Raw genomic sequence first — 17,515 nt, 5'->3', positions numbered from 1 at the left:
ATAATTACTCTATATTAGTTTTAAAATTGAAAACGTTTTATATACAGGGGGAAGAATAATGCTTGGGGTTTTCAAAAAAAATATTAATAAAACAAATGCCAGTATAATCGAATTAAGTAAGAACCAACAAATAACTTTTAATGTACCTACTAATTCTGAATTAAAAATTCAAATGGATATGCTACATATTTCAAAAGAAGATTTACAAGTTGTAAAAGTGCTACAGCCTTTTATTTATGCAGAAATTGATTGGATTACTGAAAAATTCTATGCCAACATTACAAAACAACCTAATTTAATTACTATTATTGAGCGTTACAGCTCTATTCCAAAACTAAAACAAACTTTAAAAACACATATTAAAGAATTATTCAGCGGCAATATGCATGAAGATTTTATTGAACAGCGTGTTAGGATTGCCAAAAGGCATGTACAAATTGGTTTACATCGAAAATGGTATACTGCTGCTTATCAAGAATTATTCCGCTCTATCATGAAGATTTTGCAAACAAAAATAACGACAATCGATGATTTTTCATATTCTATAAATGTTATAAATAAATTATTCACTCTTGAACAAGAACTTGTTCTTGCAGCTTATGAATCTGAATATGAAAGAATGCAAAAAGAGCATGAGAAAGAAAAAGAATTAACTGCTATGACAATTACGCATATCGCAACAGAACTAGCTGCTGTATCTGAAAAAACAAGCTCTTCTATTCAAAAACTAACCGCCAAATCTGAAACTATTGTAGAGATTGCTAAAACAGGTACATCATTAGCTACAACATCTGAAGAAAAAGCGAATAAAGGGAAAGAACAATTAAACCAGCAAAACAAACGAATGGGATCTATTCAAATGAATATGGAAACGATTATTACAGATACTCATGAACTTCTCAATATTTCTAACAAAATTAATGAAATCATAGATATTGTTAAATCGATTGCGGAGCAAACAAATTTACTCGCACTAAATGCTGCTATTGAGTCGGCACGTGCTGGAGAATTTGGGAAAGGGTTTTCTGTTGTTGCTGGCGAAATCCGAAAATTATCAGAGCAAACGAAAGAATCTATATTTAACGTTACAAAGCTCGTCGAAAAAACAAATGAACAAATTACTCGTGTCTCGTCTTCTGTGAAACAAATTAGCTCTCTCGTATCGGAAGGAACAGATAGTATGTCGGCAACAGATCGATACTTCCAAGAAATCGTAAAAGATATGTCTAACTCAAAAGAACAGAATAAGAAAATTGAACACGAACTACAAGCTATTTCACAAGTAATGAAAGGAATTCAAGATGATTCCTCACAAATGGCTCTAACAGCCGATAATTTGCAACTAGAACTAAATCGATAAGATGAAATTTAGTAGTCAAGCATACTTTTCATCTGTACTAACTACTAAATTTCATCTTCCATCAAAAAAAGAATCCAGAATGGATTCTTTTTATTTTCTGAAAAATATTTTTTGACAATACACATAACTCATATAAACACCAAAGCTCTGCAAAATAAACAATGCTGGCATAATTACATTGTAATATGCCATATCTACTTGGAAGAGCTTTAACAATACGTATCCACTAATTAAAAATAAGAACAACATATATCCCTCATTTTGTTGTTTCTTAATAAGGAAGTGTAATAGAGCTATAGTCATAAACAATGTTACGGCTATATATATCAGTTTTTCATATTTGAAAAGAATAGAATTTATCCCCTCATCTGAAAACTGATTTATCATCGGTTCTAAAAGTTTAAATCTTTCTCCCTCAATCTCTTTTAACTTTTGATCAATATGCTCTGTTACACTTTGATTTTTCGATATTTTTTCTTCATGTTGCGTTTTTCCAATTAAAACAGATTGAACATACGTCTCATTCGCAATCGTATATTGTGACATTCCCATTGTCTTAATTCCATAATTCACACCAAAATGGGCACTATAAAATAGAATAAGTATCCCCATCATCTTTAGTAACACCTTTTGTTTCGTTGCTGATTGAAATACTTCGATTAATAATACATATACCGTGATAAAAATAGGAAGAAATAATCCCATTGGGAAAATCATATTACTAAATGCAAATAAAATCGCTGAAAATACCCACATATAAGGATGATCTAATCCTTTATATAAAAGTATGTAACAAGCAAAATAAAATAAAAATATTGCAAGTGACTCAGGAGTTAATACGGAACTCATGAATATATTTGGAATATACAGAGCATAAAAGATAGAAGCAATACGACCGCATTCTTCTCCAAAAACTATTGCTGCAATACGATAAATAAAAAATGCGGTTCCTGCGCAAAATAACACATTAAATAGTTGTAAAGCGAATAATGTATCACCAAATATACGAATAATTACTGACTCATATATAATAAAAGGCAAATGAGTTACAGTCTCTATATTATTACCAATTGCAATCTGCTTTGCAGACTCATACATCACTTTCAGATCACCAATTATTGGAGCGTCTACAAATAACAGCATACTAAGTCTCACAACTATAGATATACTTATAAGAAAAATAAGAAATTGTTTATCTGTAAAACGATATTGTAGAATTGATGCCACTAACAAAATGAGTATGATAAAAATTGCTAATATGATTGTTACACTTGTTGTACTTCCTCCAAAAAATTGCTTACTTTTCTCAAATGCTGCCCAACAACTATAAACAAAAAATGCGAGCATCGCACCGATTGTAATTTTATTAAAGAAAGATGAAAAATTTGTTTGTATATGATTCATATGTCCATTGCACCTCTATTTCCATTCATAACAAAACGATTCTATCATGAATGAGTACACGGCTGATAGAGAATTTCTATGACAAATACATAGTCATTACTTTTTACTTGCAATGTAAGCGAATCCTCTTTTACACTACATTTTAGATAAAATAAATTTTCTTTCAGTTACATGAATACAAATACAGAAGTTTAAATAATCCTCTTTTGGAATACACTTTACTTCATTAAATATCTAATATGAGTAATCCGCTTACACATATTATTCTGATTGAAAACAGACTATAGGGGCTGAATATATGGAAAAGAAATTCATGCGAGAATCTAAAGCAATTAAGACAACACGTGTTTTTCCTAACGATTTAAATAATCACCAAACACTTTTTGGAGGGAAATTATTAGCAGAAATTGATAGTATTGCTTCGATTGCGGCTGCAAGACATAGTCGTAAACATTGCGTAACAGCATCTATTGATTCAGTTGATTTTTTAACTCCAATTCACCAGGCTGATTCTGTTTGTTATGAAGCATTTGTATGTTATACAGGGAAATCTTCAATGGAAGTTTTCGTAAAAGTAATCGCAGAAAATTTATTAGCAGGCGAGCGTAGAATTGCTGCTACTTGCTTCATTACATTTGTAGCAATAAAAGATGGAAAACCTTCGTCGGTACCACAAGTACTACCTGAAACTGAGGAAGAACATTGGTTACACACAACCGGTTTAGAACGCGCGGAAAACCGAAAAAAGGGACGTTTAAAAAGTAAAGAGATGGCTGAAGTTTTAACTTTAAGTAAACCTTGGAATATTTAACATAATCTTCTCATCATACATGCACAGGTCCTTCCTTGCATGTATTTTTTATTATAAAAAATACTATCGCTTGCTTCATCAATGTGGAATGGATAGCGCTTCATTAAAAGATATATAAGTAATGGTATTGGATATAAAGCAACTTGTAGGCGTAAGTACAATGCTAAAAAGTAGAAAATGTTTCGTTTTATGAGTATCAGCTAATTTTAAACTCCAATATAATAATCCCAATGAAAAGAATAGAAGCTGTCCTTCTGTTAAAGTTAAATTTTCCAAAACAATCTCTGAAGGATACACGGCTAATAAGAAAGTACCTATTAATCCTGCAGCGGGATTCAATAAATAAGTACCAATCTTATAAGTTAGTAAAATAATAAGTACCCCTAATAGGATAATAATTAATTTAGCTACAAAAAGGCCTTTATTGCCATTTACAAAAAAAGTAAAATACAGTAACTAAAAACACTGGAAAACCTGGCATAATATGAATAGGTGGTTTATCCATCTCATGATATATCAACATTCCTGTTTCCAATAAAATAGTTGCCGTTTTTTGATGACCTATATCATCGCTAGCTAGAGTCCAATCTGCACCATGTGTTTGTAAAGTTGCAAAACGAAGCGCAAATCGCCTTAACATTTCATACTTTCCCTTAAAATACATAATTTCCAAATTGCATTTCTATATTTTTACAAGAAAATATATTCTATAATGAATACTTTTATACAAAGTACAATAATAGAAAGTTGATTTACAAAGTTTATATGCGTTAAACTGATACAGATGTTCTTGTAATCTTCTTCCTTTCAAAAGGCTTGTATATATGGTGCAAGACATAAAAAATTTGAGGAGATAAAAATTCTATGATGGAACAAAAACAACTTGTTTCTGTTGTCATACCTCTGTATAACACAGAAAAATATATTGAAGAAACAATGCAGTCAATACTGGATCAAACATATAAAAACATTGAAATTGTAATTGTAGATGATGGAAGTAAAGATCAATCACCTTCTATCGTAAAAAATCTTGCAGAAAAATATCCGGGGCAAGTAAAATACGTTCACCAAAAAAACCAAGGCGTTTCAGTAGCTCGTAATACAGGGATTGAAAATGCTAGCGGGGAATACGTCGCTTTCCTTGATAGTGATGACTTATGGCATCCAACTAAAATTGAGAAACAAATCGAGAGTATGCATAAAAACAACATGGATGCGTGCTATTGTGGTTATATGAATTTCTACGAAGAAACAGGCGAAAAGGTTGAGCATACAACAAACTTTATTAAAGGTGATATGGCAAAAGCATTCTTAACACACCAAGTTGTTGCTCAAACAAGTACTTGGATTTTCAAACGCTCTATCGCAATGAATCATAATATCCGTTTTACACCAGGATGTAGCTGGGGAGAAGACTTGGAGTTTTTATTTAAACTAATGAGTGTGACAAATGTATGCTATGTCGATGAATATTTAACATATTATAGAATCTTATCCGAAGGAAATCTTTCTTCTAAATATAAAGATTACGAATTAAAAACAACTAAAGAACTAGAAGTATTCAATCGTATGAAAGACTGGGTACATAATAAATCTCAAGACTTCATTACGAAAGACCCTCAGTCACTTATTGAGATTCTTGAGACTTATTTATTCCCTTATACGGTTATCAATAATGCTTGTATATACATTAAGGAAAACTCTCAATTAAATAATACCCAAGTCCAATTAATCAAAAAAGATATAAAGAAATATTGCCGTAAAATCTATTCAAAAAACGGAAAGCGTAGTAAAAAACTATATGCAATGCTTTGGTTTGTGCGAATTAAATTTCTGTTTTCTTAAACTGAAAATATAGTACTCATCTCTCTTTCCGTAAACAAATCAAATTTACAAATAGGACAAACGAAAAAGGTCCTAAAGAATAGAAAGGTTTTTTCTCATGAAAACAAATAAGATTCTTAAAAATGCCTCCTACCTATTTGTAGGAAATATTACTGTTCGATTTGTACTTGCTATCGCGACGATTCTCTTCGCAAGATACGTTTCTCCTGGTGAGTATGGGATGTTTACAACTGCATTAGCAGTTTCCGCTGTTATTTGTTATTTCACAGATGCAGGTTTGACACATACGTTTATGCGTGAAGGAACGAGAAAGGATGCAAATATTAGTGTACTAATCAGTAGTTATTTACGCATTCGTTTCGTATTAGCTGTCGTAATTTCTGTACTCTTCGCTATTTTTGCTCAGTTCTTCTATACTGATGCCTACTTACGCGCCATGGTATATTGGGTTGTACTACCAACAATGTTTGGAGCAACTTTACAAGGCGTTGGAATGGCTTATTTCCAAGTAACAGAACGTATGCAATTTACAGCGATTATTTCTGTACTACAAGGTATAACAGCCGCAGCTGCGCTTCTACTAGGAATGTCGTTGAAATGGTCACTTATGACGGTCGCTGCTATGTATGGGATATCTAGTCTTGTAACAGGAGTCATCGCCTTCATAATGGTACTCCGCCATACGACAGTTCATAAGGGCTGGGACAAAGGGATTTTAGATCAACTGCTGATTTTCACAATCAATGGCATTATTATTATGCTTTTACCACAGTTAGGCCCTATTATATTAGAAAAAGTTTCGACGTATGAGCAAGTTGGATTCTTTGGAGCTGCATCGAAAATACCTGCAGTCCTTTATCAAATACCTGGTGTAATTGCAGCAGCCTTCTATCCAAAATTATTTACTTTTGGAAATGAAAAGAATATTGATGAACATAGAAAACTATCTCAGTTTGAATTAAAACTAATGTCTTTCTTAGGGATGGGAATCTCCATTCCATTTATCGCTGATCCAAGTTTTTGGATTGTTACTTTATTAGGCGAAGAGTATGCGCCAGCTGGTGATGCTCTTGCCATTTTAGCCTTTATGGTCATTTTACAATCTATTAACTATCCACTTGCTGATAATTTAACGACCATTGGTCAACAATGGAAACGTGCAACAACAATGGGAATCGGACTAGCTACTGCCATTATAAGTTACATCGTCTTAGGTAGTCAGTTCGGAATGATGGGAGCCGCTATTGCCGCTATCCTTACCGAGATTACGTTATTGATCGGATTCACTCTATTTGTTCGTAAAGGCTTCTCGTTACTATTTAAAGGGATTATATTCAATACCTTAGCCTTTATATTAAGCTATATTCTATACCGTACAATATTAATTACCTTACCGCCACTAGTTGCTTTAACAATTACTGGTATATTATACGGGATTATCGGTCTTGCAATCGATCCACAAATACGAGGATTGATTTTAGGATTTATAAATAAAAAGCTGGCTCGAAAATAAATAAAAATAAAAACTTCAAATTAAATTTGAAGTTTTTATTTTTATCTTCTTCACTTAGAAAATGGCCTTTTTTCAATCTATATCTTAAATTGACTTGCCTTTTTTAGGATTTATAAATAAAAAGCTGGCTCGAAAATAAATAAAAATAAAAACTTCATTTGAAGTTTTTATTTTTATCTTCTTCACTTAGAAAATGGCCTTTTTTCAATCTATATCTTAAATTGACTTGCCTTTCTGGAATGATTATACTTGGAAACGAACAGCACTAGATGTAAAACACCTATTATTAAGGTAATTCATAGTTAATTCTTCATGTAAATATTAACTACAAACACCCTAAATTTACTATAAATTACACAAATAAACACTTTATTAATACTATTAAAAATCGCCGATTCATACATAGTTTTTCTTCATCCTAAAAAGATAACTAGAGATGAAGAATGTGGCAATTGCATTTAAGGAGGCTTATTTATTTAATGACTTCAGAAGTAAATAAAAGAACATTTTTCACTAAAAGCACACTTATTATTATTCCATTATTAATAATATGTGCATTTGCTTTTCATTACTTTTTCCTAAAATCAGACAGTGTATTTTCTAGTACGGGAGATGCATTATCACAATTCAGTTTCTTTACATTCCTTTTACAACACGCATTTAAAGATGGAAATTTATTTTGGTCTTGGGATTATGGCTTAGGTGGAGATTTATTCGGAGAATTTAGTTATTACTATAGTACAGCACCATTTTTCTGGCTTACGCTTCTACTTCCTAAACTAAATTTTGATCAAATCTTTGAGCTGAAACTATATATGAGTGTTTTAAAAAGTACATTAGCTATGTTATTCATGTATGGTTCTTTACGTTATCACAATAAAACTATTTTTTCTTCTTTCATTTCTGCCATTATATATGGAGGATGTATAACTTTCATTCGCCATTCTTTATTATGGGATTTCATGGCAGATGCTATAGTGTTTTTACCTTTAGCAATATGGGGATTAGATAAATATATTTTAGAGCGAAAAAAAGGATTATTCCTGTTTGCAACAGCACTTATGCTTGCATCAAATTTCTATTTCGCTTTCATTACTAGTATTTTTATCTATATTTATGCCTTTTTCCAATATTTCGCTACACAGCAGAACAAAACAATTAAAACATTTATAATTTATTATATTAGAATTTCTTTTCTATATGCTTTATCACTAGGTTTATCTGCTGTTTGCTTTATACCATCTGTAAATGGTGTATTTAGTTCCGATCGACTCGCTACAAAATTTACTATACCGTTATTTTTTGAAGATACGTTTTATAAAAACTTAATGGAAAGTATCTTTTTCATTAATAATACAGAGGAGTATCAGCTTGCATTCCCTGTTTTCATCCTCTTCCTTATTACTAGCGCGCTTCTAATACGCAATAAACTTGTCACAAATAAATTACTCTTTACTGGGTTTATGTTAGTGCTATATATGCTTCCATATACGTATTCCGTATTTAATGGCTTTTCTGCCATGCAACACAGATGGTTTTACTTATTTGCATTTGTGGTTGCGCAAACTGTTGCCTACATTTTAGATTGGATGCTACTCCACAAAAAGAAGGTCAATTATTTAATAGGTCCTTTACTAGCAACAGCATTATTTATTTACGCATTCTATAGAAAAGTAAATATAAACGCACAGCCACTACAAACGATTGATAACATTTTAATTTGCATTACTGTATTATCTATTATTACCATATTACTATGGCGCTATTTATCAAAAGTAGCCTTACAATGTTTCATTGTATTAAATGTACTCGTCAATGTAATATTTATTAATTACTTCTATTCAGATTTTGCTCTTAGTAAACACTTTAATCAAGCAGGCGTGACAAAAGAATCATTACACGGGCCAGGTCTTGATAATAAGGATGAAATTGACGCAATTCGTTATATACAAAATCAAGATAAAGATTTTTATCGAATTATCAATCCAAACAATAATTATAAAAATACGCCGATGTTGCAAGGTTATCATGGTACAAGTACTTATCAAAGCTTAGTCAATTATCATATTCATGACTTTATGAAGAATAAGTACAATGTTTTCCAAGGATATGATAGCCCATCTATGTTCTTCCAGTTAGATAAACGATTATTCCTTGAGAACATGCTAGGGGTAAAATATTATGTACTAAGTGAAGGTGCTAATAAAACCGAAATTCCTTATGGCTATACGCATTTACAACAAGTAGGTCCTTACAACATTTATAAAAATGAATTTGCACTACCATTAGGCTATGTATACGAAGCTGGAATAAGTGATGAAGACTTTTCAAAACTTAATTTTGCCGAGAAAGATCAACTTTTATTAGATGCTGTAGTTGTAAATGATGTTGGAAGTCTCCCACTAAAACAATTTAATACAAAACAGCTAGATTCAAAACAAATTAAGATTAATCCAAATAAAATGAAGTGGGAAAATATAGAGAAAGAGAAAGATATACTCACTGTTCATGAAAATGGGCGTATAATAGTACCTATTGATAATAACGATATGTTAGGTGATCTTCTTGTTGAAATTAAAATTAGAAATATAAACAAGGAATCATTTGGGGTTACCGTGAATGACAAATCTATGATAAAAGGTAATGAAGATGGAGCTTATGCTTATCCGTTAGAAAGATTTGTTTACAACTTAGGAAAAGATGCAAAGCCAACCGAGCTAATCATTTCTATTCCTACTCCTGGTCAATATGAGTTGAAAGATTTACAAATCAACAGTACTAACTATCAGACTGTCCCGAAAAAAGTAAATACTTTAAAAGAAAATAGCCTACAAAACATTTACTATGAAGGTAACTCCTTAAAAGGTGATATTAATTCCACTAAAGATGGATTACTATATTTATCGGTACCATATAGTAAAGGATGGTCAATAAAAGTTGACGGTAAAGAAACCGAATTTACGAAGGCTAATTCCGCCTTTATTGGCGTTCCTATTTCCAAAGGGCAACATGTAGTTGAAATGAAATACGTCACACCTTATTTCAAAATGGGTCTCGTTATTTCTATCATTTCATTTATCATTTGCATCTCGCTTCTAGTTCTTGGAGATACGAAAAGATATTCAAAATTAAAAAGTCGTTTTAAAAAAAGGTATTAAAATGAAGTGAAGTAAAAGTTGAAGATGATTGCTTAACTTTTACTTCATGCCCACTTTAAAATTACACCTAAGGAGGTCCTAACATGACCCTTTCAATAGTAGTACCATGCTACAATGAAGAAAAGGTGCTTCGTGCCTTTTATTCAGAGACTTCTCTTGAAATTCATAAATTAACTACCGATTATGAATTTGTTTTTGTTAATGATGGTAGTAAAGATGATACATTAAATATTTTACGTGATTTAGCTAGTGCAGATTCATCGGTACACTATATATCATTTAGTCGAAACTTCGGAAAAGAAGCTGCAATGTTAGCTGGTTTAAAATATGCTACAGGCGATGCAATTGTTATTATGGATGCCGACTTACAACACCCTCCTACGTTAATAAAAGAACTGTTAGAAGGATATAACGAAGGCTACGACCAAGTCATTGCAAAAAGAACAAGAACTGGTGATTCACCTGTTCGCTCTTTCGTCTCTCGTCTTTACTATAAGGTGATGAATAAGTTTGTAGATATTGAATTAGTAGATGGTATTGGTGACTTTAGACTTTTAAGTCGAAGAGCAGTGGATTCTTTAGTGTCTTTAAGTGAATACAACCGATTTTCAAAGGGTTTATTCTCTTGGATTGGTTATAACGAATTAATCATTGAATATGAAAATGTATTACGTTCTGATGGAGAAAGTAAATGGACCTTCTCGAAATTATTAAATTACGGAATTGATGGTGTAATTTCATTCAATAATAAACCGTTACGTCTATCTATATATCTCGGATTACTAACAACCATTTTAGGACTTTTATACGTAATCACTACGTTCGTTCAAATCATCCTTGGTGGTGTGGAAGTTCCTGGTTACTTTACTCTCATTTCCGCTATACTATTTATTGGCGGTATTCAACTCATATTCCTAGGTGTGATTGGTGAATATATCGGTCGTATTTATTATGAAACAAAACGTAGACCGCATTTTATTGTAGCTGAAAAGAAAGTTAGTGAAGTTAAACAAAAGGCATAACCAAAAAGTTACTTCTGTAGGTAGAAGTAACTTTTTTATATACTAACATTTACAAACACTTCTTTTGAAAAAATATACATTTTGAAATGATGGCATTATATGAAAGAATTTAGTATCATGATTCAAGGTACTATTTCAAGTTGGACGGAGGATACTATGAGCTTATTAACAGTTGAAAAATTAGGACATACATTTGGCGATCGTACATTATTTAAAGATGTATCTATGCGATTATTAGCAGGTGAACACGTTGGATTAGTTGGTGCAAACGGTGTTGGTAAATCAACATTCATGAATATCATTACTGGTCAGCTTATTCATGACCAAGGTCGCGTAGAATGGACACCGGGCACACATTATGGCTACTTAGATCAGCATACTGTTTTAACGCCTGGGCGTACAATCCGTGACGTACTAGCGGATGCATTTTTACCGTTATTCGAAAAGGAAAAAGCTTTAAATGAAGTTACAGAAAAAATGGGAACTGCTACACCAGAAGAACTAGAAGAACTTCTTGAGCAAATGGCAGAAATACAAGATGCACTTGAAGCAGGTGGTTTCTATTTACTAGATATGAAAATTGAAGAGGCTGCACGTGGTCTTGGAATTGATGCAATTGGTTTAGATCGTGATGTTTCAGCACTAAGTGGTGGACAACGTACAAAAGTATTGCTTGCAAAGCTATTACTTGAACAGCCAGAAGTGTTATTGCTTGATGAACCTACTAACTATTTAGACGTTGAACATATTCATTGGTTAACAAATTATTTGAAAGAATACCCACATGCATTCTTATTGATTTCTCATGATACGGAATTTATGAATAAATGTGTTGATGTTATTTTCCATCTAGAATTCACAAAAATGACACGCTATACAGCGACATATGAAAAATTCCTAGAACTAGCAGAAATCAATAAAAATCAACATATAAACGCTTATGAAAAACAGCGCGAGTTTATCAAAAAGCAAGAAGACTTCATTGCAAAGAACAAAGCTCGTTATTCAACGACAGGTCGTGCAAAGAGTCGTCAAAAACAACTTGATCGCATGGAGCTTATTGATCGTCCGGAAACAGCAATTAAACCGGAATTCTCATTTAAAGAAAGTCGTGCAAGTAGTCGCTTCGTCTTTGAAGGTGAAAATGTAGAAATCGGATATACACATCCGCTACTACCAAAGCTATCAATGACGATTGAACGTGGTGAAAAAATTGCTATTGTTGGATGTAACGGTGTTGGTAAATCAACGTTACTAAAAACAATCTTAGGTAAAATTAAACCTTTAAGCGGTAAAACAAGTCTTGGTGACTTCTTAGAGCCTGCATACTTTGAACAAGAAGTTAAAGCTGATAATATAACACCAATTGATGATGTATGGAATACATTCCCTGGCCTAGACCAGCATCAAATTCGTGCGATGTTAGCAAAATGCGGATTAAAAAATGAACATATTTCTCGCCCATTAAGTCAATTAAGTGGTGGAGAACAAGCAAAAGTTCGTTTATGTAAGCTAATGGGCGAGGAAAGTAACTGGCTACTATTTGATGAGCCGACAAACCATCTTGATGTTACAGCAAAAGAAGAACTTAAGAAGGCTATGAAAGCATATAAAGGGACTATTCTTCTTGTATGTCACGAACCGGACTTCTATGAAGATTGGATCACAAAAGTTTGGGATGTTGAAGAATGGTCTCAAAATAGTAAGTAGTCTTTAAGTAAAAAACTCCTTGTGTAGACAAGGAGTTTTTTACTTATTTTTATTAAGAATTTTTTATATTGTAGTATCCTATAAGGCGTAATCGAAATTCTTTTAATTCCGGATACGCCTCTAAATTTGCTAACATACCTCTAATTACCGGAATTCTTGGATTAAGCAATCGTATTTCCGCCTCTAAAACATCTAATGTAACCAACAGCTCATCATCCTCTAATTGATCAGCTAAAGTGCGCTTAAATACAATAATCTCTTTTAAAAAATGTTCTTTAACTTGTTCCTTAATAAGCTCTGATTTACAAAGGAATTCTCCAAGCTTTTCTTCATGTAAAATAGGTTCTTCCGAAGATTCTACTAAGCCATCTACTAAATTATCTACTCTTTTTAAAATAAAAGCAGCTACATACGATAAATCAATTTCTGGTGCTTGTAAAATAATTAATTCTAAATACCCACGGCATATGCCTTCTACCATAATTACTAAATCCAATAAATATGGCATAACCTTTTCACCATAAATGGACAATAAACTATTCCGATAAAATGCATGAGACTCTAACTTCATCCGCATCATAAATTCTTCTACTTCTTTATTAAACGGAATCGCATTTTCTCTCGCATGCATAATAATAAATTCTTTATGCTTTTGTATATCATTAAACTGACAATGTAATTGTTTTGCAAATTTTTCACGTGGTAATAAAGGCTCTTGTTCAATATCCAGCATTTTCTTTTGGATTTTGTCATAATAATATCGAAGTGTCGCTAATAAAAGCTCATCTTTCGATTTAAAATATAAGTAAAAAGCTCCCTTAGATATACCACTAGCTGTCACAATTTCCTGCACTGATGTCGCATTTACACCCTTAGTAGCAAATAACTTCATAGCCGATTCTATAATTAAACGCTCTTTTTCTTTCATATCTTCTCTCCTAAATTTAATCTCGCATCTTATTATAAATGTATTATACCATCTCTTTTTATTGACGATTGACCGAACGGTCAGTTATATTATGTATTAGACTGACCAGTTGGTCAATATAATAAAAAGGGAGCGCAAACATGAACAAAATCATCAATTTCTCGTTAAAAAATAAGTTCGCAGTTTGGCTACTAACCATTATTGTTACTATTGCGGGGATCTACTCTGGACTCAATATGAAGCTGGAAACAATCCCTGATATTACAACACCGATTGTGACAGTAACTACGGTCTATCCTGGTGCTACACCAGAAGAAGTAGCTGATAAAGTTTCAAAGCCGATGGAAGAACAACTACAAAATTTAAGCGGTGTTAACGTTGTGAGTTCATCATCTTTTCAAAACGCATCTTCTATTCAAGTAGAATACGATTTTGATAAAAATATGGAAAAAGCAGAAACAGAAATTAAAGAAGCTCTCACAAATGTAAAACTCCCAGAAGGTGTTAAAGATCCTAAAGTTTCACGAGTAAACTTCAATGCCTTTCCAGTTATTTCGTTAAGCGTGGCAAGTAAGAATGAATCTTTAGCTACCTTAACTGAAAATGTAGAAAAAAATGTTGTACCAGGATTAAAAGGACTTGATGGTGTTGCATCTGTTCAAATTGCTGGCCAACAAGTAGATGAAGTACAGCTTGTCTTCAAGAAAGATAAAATGAAAGAACTAGGACTAAGTGAAGATACCGTAAAAAATGTGATTAAGGGATCGGATGTATCTTTACCACTTGGCTTATACACATTTAAAGACATGGAAAAATCAGTTGTTGTAGATGGCAATATTACAACGATTAAAGCGTTAAAAGAACTTAAAATCCCAGCTATACCTTCCTCACCTAACGGTCAAGGTAGTCAAAATGCTGGCGCTGGTGCACAAACGCCGCAAATGAATCCAGCTGCTATGAACGGGATTCCAACAGTTACATTAGACGAAATTGCTGACATTAAAGAAGTTGGGAAAGCAGAATCTATTTCTCGAACAAATGGAAAAGAAGCAATTGGAATTCAAATTGTGAAGGCCTCTGATGCAAATACAGTTGATGTTGTAAATGCAGTAAAAGATAAAGTAAAAGATTTTGAGAAAAAACATAAAGATTTAGAGATCATTTCAACATTCGACCAAGGTGCACCTATTGAAAAATCAGTTGAAACAATGCTGAGCAAAGCAATTTTCGGTGCTATCTTTGCGATTGTTATTATTATGCTGTTCCTACGAAATATTCGAACAACGTTAATTTCTGTCGTTTCAATACCACTTTCTTTATTAATTGCTGTTTTAGTCATAAAGCAAATGGATATTACGCTTAACATTATGACACTTGGAGCAATGACCGTTGCTATAGGCCGCGTTGTCGATGACTCAATTGTTGTTATTGAAAATATTTACCGACGTATGTCGTTATCAGAAGAGAAATTACGTGGAAAAGATTTAATTCGTGAAGCTACGAAAGAAATGTTTATCCCAATTATGTCTTCCACCATTGTAACAATTGCTGTATTTTTACCGCTTGGACTAGTAAAAGGTATGATTGGTGAAATGTTCTTACCATTCGCCTTAACTATCGTCTTTGCTTTATTAGCATCATTACTAGTAGCAGTTACAATCGTACCGATGCTAGCTCATTCCTTATTTAAGAAAGAGAGCATGAGGGAAAAAGAAGTACATCATGAAGAAAAACCAAGTAAATTAGCAAATGGATATAAACGCATACTTGCATGGGCTTTAAATCACAAAATTATTACATCAAGTATCGCTGTCCTTCTATTAGTTGGTAGCCTTGCACTTGTACCAGTTATCGGTGTAAGTTTCTTACCTTCTGAAGAAGAAAAAATGATTATTGCAACATATAATCCTGAACCAGGTCAAACGTTAGAAGACGTTGAAAAAATTGCAACAAAAGCTGAGAAGCACTTCCAAGATAATAAAGACGTCAAAACAATTCAGTTCTCATTAGGTGGAGAGAATCCAATGAGTCCTGGTCAATCAAACCAAGCAATGTTCTTCGTGCAATATGATAACGACACGAAAAACTTTGAAAAAGAGAAAGAACAAGTCGTTAAAAATTTACAGAAGATGTCTGGCAAAGGCGAATGGAAAAACCAAGACTTCGGAGCAAGTGGCGGTAGTAACGAAATTAAACTATACGTTTATGGAGATAGCTCAGAAGACATTAAGCCTGTCGTAAAAGATATTCAAAATATCATGAAGAAAAATAAAGACTTAAAAGATATAGATTCTAGTATTGCAAAAACATATACAGAGTACACTTTAGTCGCAGATCAAGAAAAGCTGAGTAAAATGGGCTTAACGGCTGCTCAAATTGGAATGGGACTTTCTAATCAACATGATCGCCCTGTTCTGACAACAATTAAAAAAGACGGTAAAGATATCAATGTATATGTAGAAGCTGAAAAACAAAATTATGAAACAATCGATGACTTAACAAATCGCAAAATTACAACACCACTTGGTAATGAAGTAGCTGTGAAAGATGTTATGAATGTAAAAGAAGGTGAAACATCGAATACAGTAACACACCGAGATGGACGTGTTTATGCAGAGGTTAGTGCCAAATTAACATCTGATGACGTTTCAAAAGCATCTGCTGCAGTACAAAAAGAAGTAGATAAAATGGATCTTCCTTCTGGTGTAGATGTTTCTATGGGCGGTGTTACTAAAGATATTCAAGAATCATTCAAGCAACTTGGCCTAGCGATGTTAGCTGCGATTGCCATTGTATACTTCGTTCTTGTCGTTACATTTGGTGGTGCCCTAGCACCATTCGCAATTTTATTCTCGCTACCATTTACAATTATTGGGGCTCTTGTTGCCTTATTAATCTCTGGTGAAACATTAAGTGTATCTGCAATGATTGGTGCGCTTATGTTAATCGGTATCGTTGTAACAAACGCAATCGTGCTTATCGACCGCGTTATTCATAAGGAAAATGAAGGACTATCAACACGTGAAGCTTTATTAGAAGCTGGTGCAACACGCCTTCGTCCAATTTTAATGACTGCAATTGCAACAATCGGTGCTCTTATCCCGCTTGCATTAGGATTTGAAGGTAGTGGCTTAATTTCTAAAGGACTTGGCGTAACGGTAATTGGTGGATTAACAAGTTCAACGTTATTAACACTTCTTATTGTTCCAATCGTTTATGAAGTATTAAGCAAATTTAAAAAGAAAAAAACAAAATAACAAAAAAATAACCTCGCTAACTGCGAGGTTATTTTTTATTTCCAAACAAGATTAGGAAATCGCCATAGCCTTCTTTCTCTAATTCCTCTTTTGGAATAAATCGAAGAGCTGCGGAATTAATACAGTAACGAAGGCCATTTGGTCCTGGACCATCTGGAAATACGTGCCCAAGATGTGAATCTCCTTCTTTACTTCTCACTTCTGTACGTGTCATATTATGACTCACATCCATCTTTTCTTTCACACTTGCTGACATCACTGGTTTTGTAAAACTAGGCCATCCACATCCACTATCAAATTTATCTAGAGAAGTAAACAACGGCTCACCTGAAACGATGTCTACATAAAGACCTTCCTCTTTATGGTTCCAATACTCATTTCGAAATGGTGGTTCTGTACCATTTTCCTGTGTTACATAATACTGCATCTCATTGAGCTTTTCTTTTAAATGAGCATTATCCTTTGGCCAATGTTGCTTAATAAAAGCATCTCGTCCTGAGCCTTTAC

Annotated in this window: 11 protein-coding genes and 2 pseudogenes; 9 read left to right on the top strand and 4 right to left on the bottom strand. The window is 33.0% G+C overall.

Annotation, left to right across the window (positions count from 1 at the left end; genetic code table 11):
• Positions 1-58 precede the first annotated feature (58 nt).
• Together DN401_RS30510 and DN401_RS30505 are read left to right on the top strand one after the other, a co-directional pair.
• Positions 59-604 (top strand): annotated as a pseudogene (locus DN401_RS30510) (protoglobin family protein); the annotation flags it as partial.
• A 15-nt stretch (positions 605-619) separates the two neighbouring features.
• Positions 620-1,360 (top strand): methyl-accepting chemotaxis protein, encoded by a 741-nt coding sequence (locus DN401_RS30505; protein ID WP_370512974.1) that lies wholly within the window; start codon positions 620-622, stop codon positions 1,358-1,360.
• A 90-nt stretch (positions 1,361-1,450) separates the two neighbouring features.
• Here the strand turns inward: DN401_RS30505 and DN401_RS23095 are convergent, their stop codons facing one another.
• Positions 1,451-2,764 carry an ArnT family glycosyltransferase gene (locus DN401_RS23095; RefSeq protein WP_001015629.1) on the bottom strand — a complete coding sequence of 438 codons (1,314 nt, stop codon included), beginning with the start codon at positions 2,762-2,764 and terminating at the stop codon, positions 1,451-1,453.
• A 298-nt stretch (positions 2,765-3,062) separates the two neighbouring features.
• Here DN401_RS23095 and DN401_RS23090 point away from each other — a divergent pair, with 298 nt between their 5' ends.
• On the top strand, positions 3,063-3,575 hold the full coding sequence (locus tag DN401_RS23090) for an acyl-CoA thioesterase (protein ID WP_000412120.1): 513 nt from the start codon (positions 3,063-3,065) through the stop codon (positions 3,573-3,575).
• Between the two features lie 61 nt (positions 3,576-3,636).
• Here the strand turns inward: DN401_RS23090 and DN401_RS23085 are convergent.
• A pseudogene (locus DN401_RS23085) lies at positions 3,637-4,239 on the bottom strand (glycosyltransferase family 39 protein); the annotation flags it as partial.
• A gap of 200 nt (positions 4,240-4,439) precedes the next feature.
• Here DN401_RS23085 and DN401_RS23080 point away from each other — a divergent pair.
• The 5 genes from DN401_RS23080 (at position 4,440) to DN401_RS23060 (ending at position 12,823) form a co-directional block, all read left to right on the top strand.
• A complete protein-coding gene (locus tag DN401_RS23080; protein WP_000970527.1) occupies positions 4,440-5,420 on the top strand; it encodes a glycosyltransferase family 2 protein in 981 nt (326 codons plus the stop codon).
• A gap of 97 nt (positions 5,421-5,517) precedes the next feature.
• Positions 5,518-6,933: an oligosaccharide flippase family protein gene (locus DN401_RS23075; RefSeq protein ID WP_000856146.1), complete on the top strand. Its 1,416-nt coding sequence runs from the start codon at positions 5,518-5,520 to the stop codon at positions 6,931-6,933.
• Between the two features lie 479 nt (positions 6,934-7,412).
• Complete coding sequence (locus DN401_RS23070; RefSeq protein ID WP_000200228.1) at positions 7,413-10,091, top strand: YfhO family protein; 2,679 nt, start codon at positions 7,413-7,415, stop codon at positions 10,089-10,091.
• A gap of 83 nt (positions 10,092-10,174) precedes the next feature.
• A complete protein-coding gene (locus DN401_RS23065) occupies positions 10,175-11,113 on the top strand; it encodes a glycosyltransferase family 2 protein (RefSeq protein ID WP_000175826.1) in 939 nt (312 codons plus the stop codon).
• Positions 11,114-11,269: 156 nt separating this feature from the next.
• Complete coding sequence (locus DN401_RS23060; RefSeq protein WP_002204872.1) at positions 11,270-12,823, top strand: ABC-F family ATP-binding cassette domain-containing protein; 1,554 nt, start codon at positions 11,270-11,272, stop codon at positions 12,821-12,823.
• 52 nt (positions 12,824-12,875) lie between these two features.
• Here DN401_RS23060 and DN401_RS23055 read toward each other — a convergent pair whose 3' ends face one another.
• The gene (locus DN401_RS23055; RefSeq protein WP_000659633.1) at positions 12,876-13,751 is read right to left on the bottom strand and encodes a TetR/AcrR family transcriptional regulator; all 876 of its coding nucleotides are present in this window, start codon (positions 13,749-13,751) and stop codon (positions 12,876-12,878) included.
• A gap of 140 nt (positions 13,752-13,891) precedes the next feature.
• Between DN401_RS23055 and DN401_RS23050 the strand changes: the two genes are divergently transcribed.
• Positions 13,892-17,008 carry an efflux RND transporter permease subunit gene (locus DN401_RS23050; protein ID WP_001033488.1) on the top strand — a complete coding sequence of 1,039 codons (3,117 nt, stop codon included), beginning with the start codon at positions 13,892-13,894 and terminating at the stop codon, positions 17,006-17,008.
• A 28-nt stretch (positions 17,009-17,036) separates the two neighbouring features.
• Here the strand turns inward: DN401_RS23050 and msrB are convergent, their stop codons facing one another.
• Positions 17,037-17,489 (bottom strand): peptide-methionine (R)-S-oxide reductase MsrB, encoded by a 453-nt coding sequence (gene msrB / locus DN401_RS30300; protein ID WP_224201069.1) that lies wholly within the window; start codon positions 17,487-17,489, stop codon positions 17,037-17,039.
• Positions 17,490-17,515 lie beyond the last annotated feature (26 nt).

Source organism: Bacillus sp. BF2-3, from assembly GCF_008368795.1.
GTDB lineage: Bacteria > Bacillota > Bacilli > Bacillales > Bacillaceae_G > Bacillus_A > Bacillus_A cereus.
The sequence above is the reverse complement of the archived record's forward strand: the minus strand, read 5'-3'. Positions and strand labels throughout refer to the sequence as shown.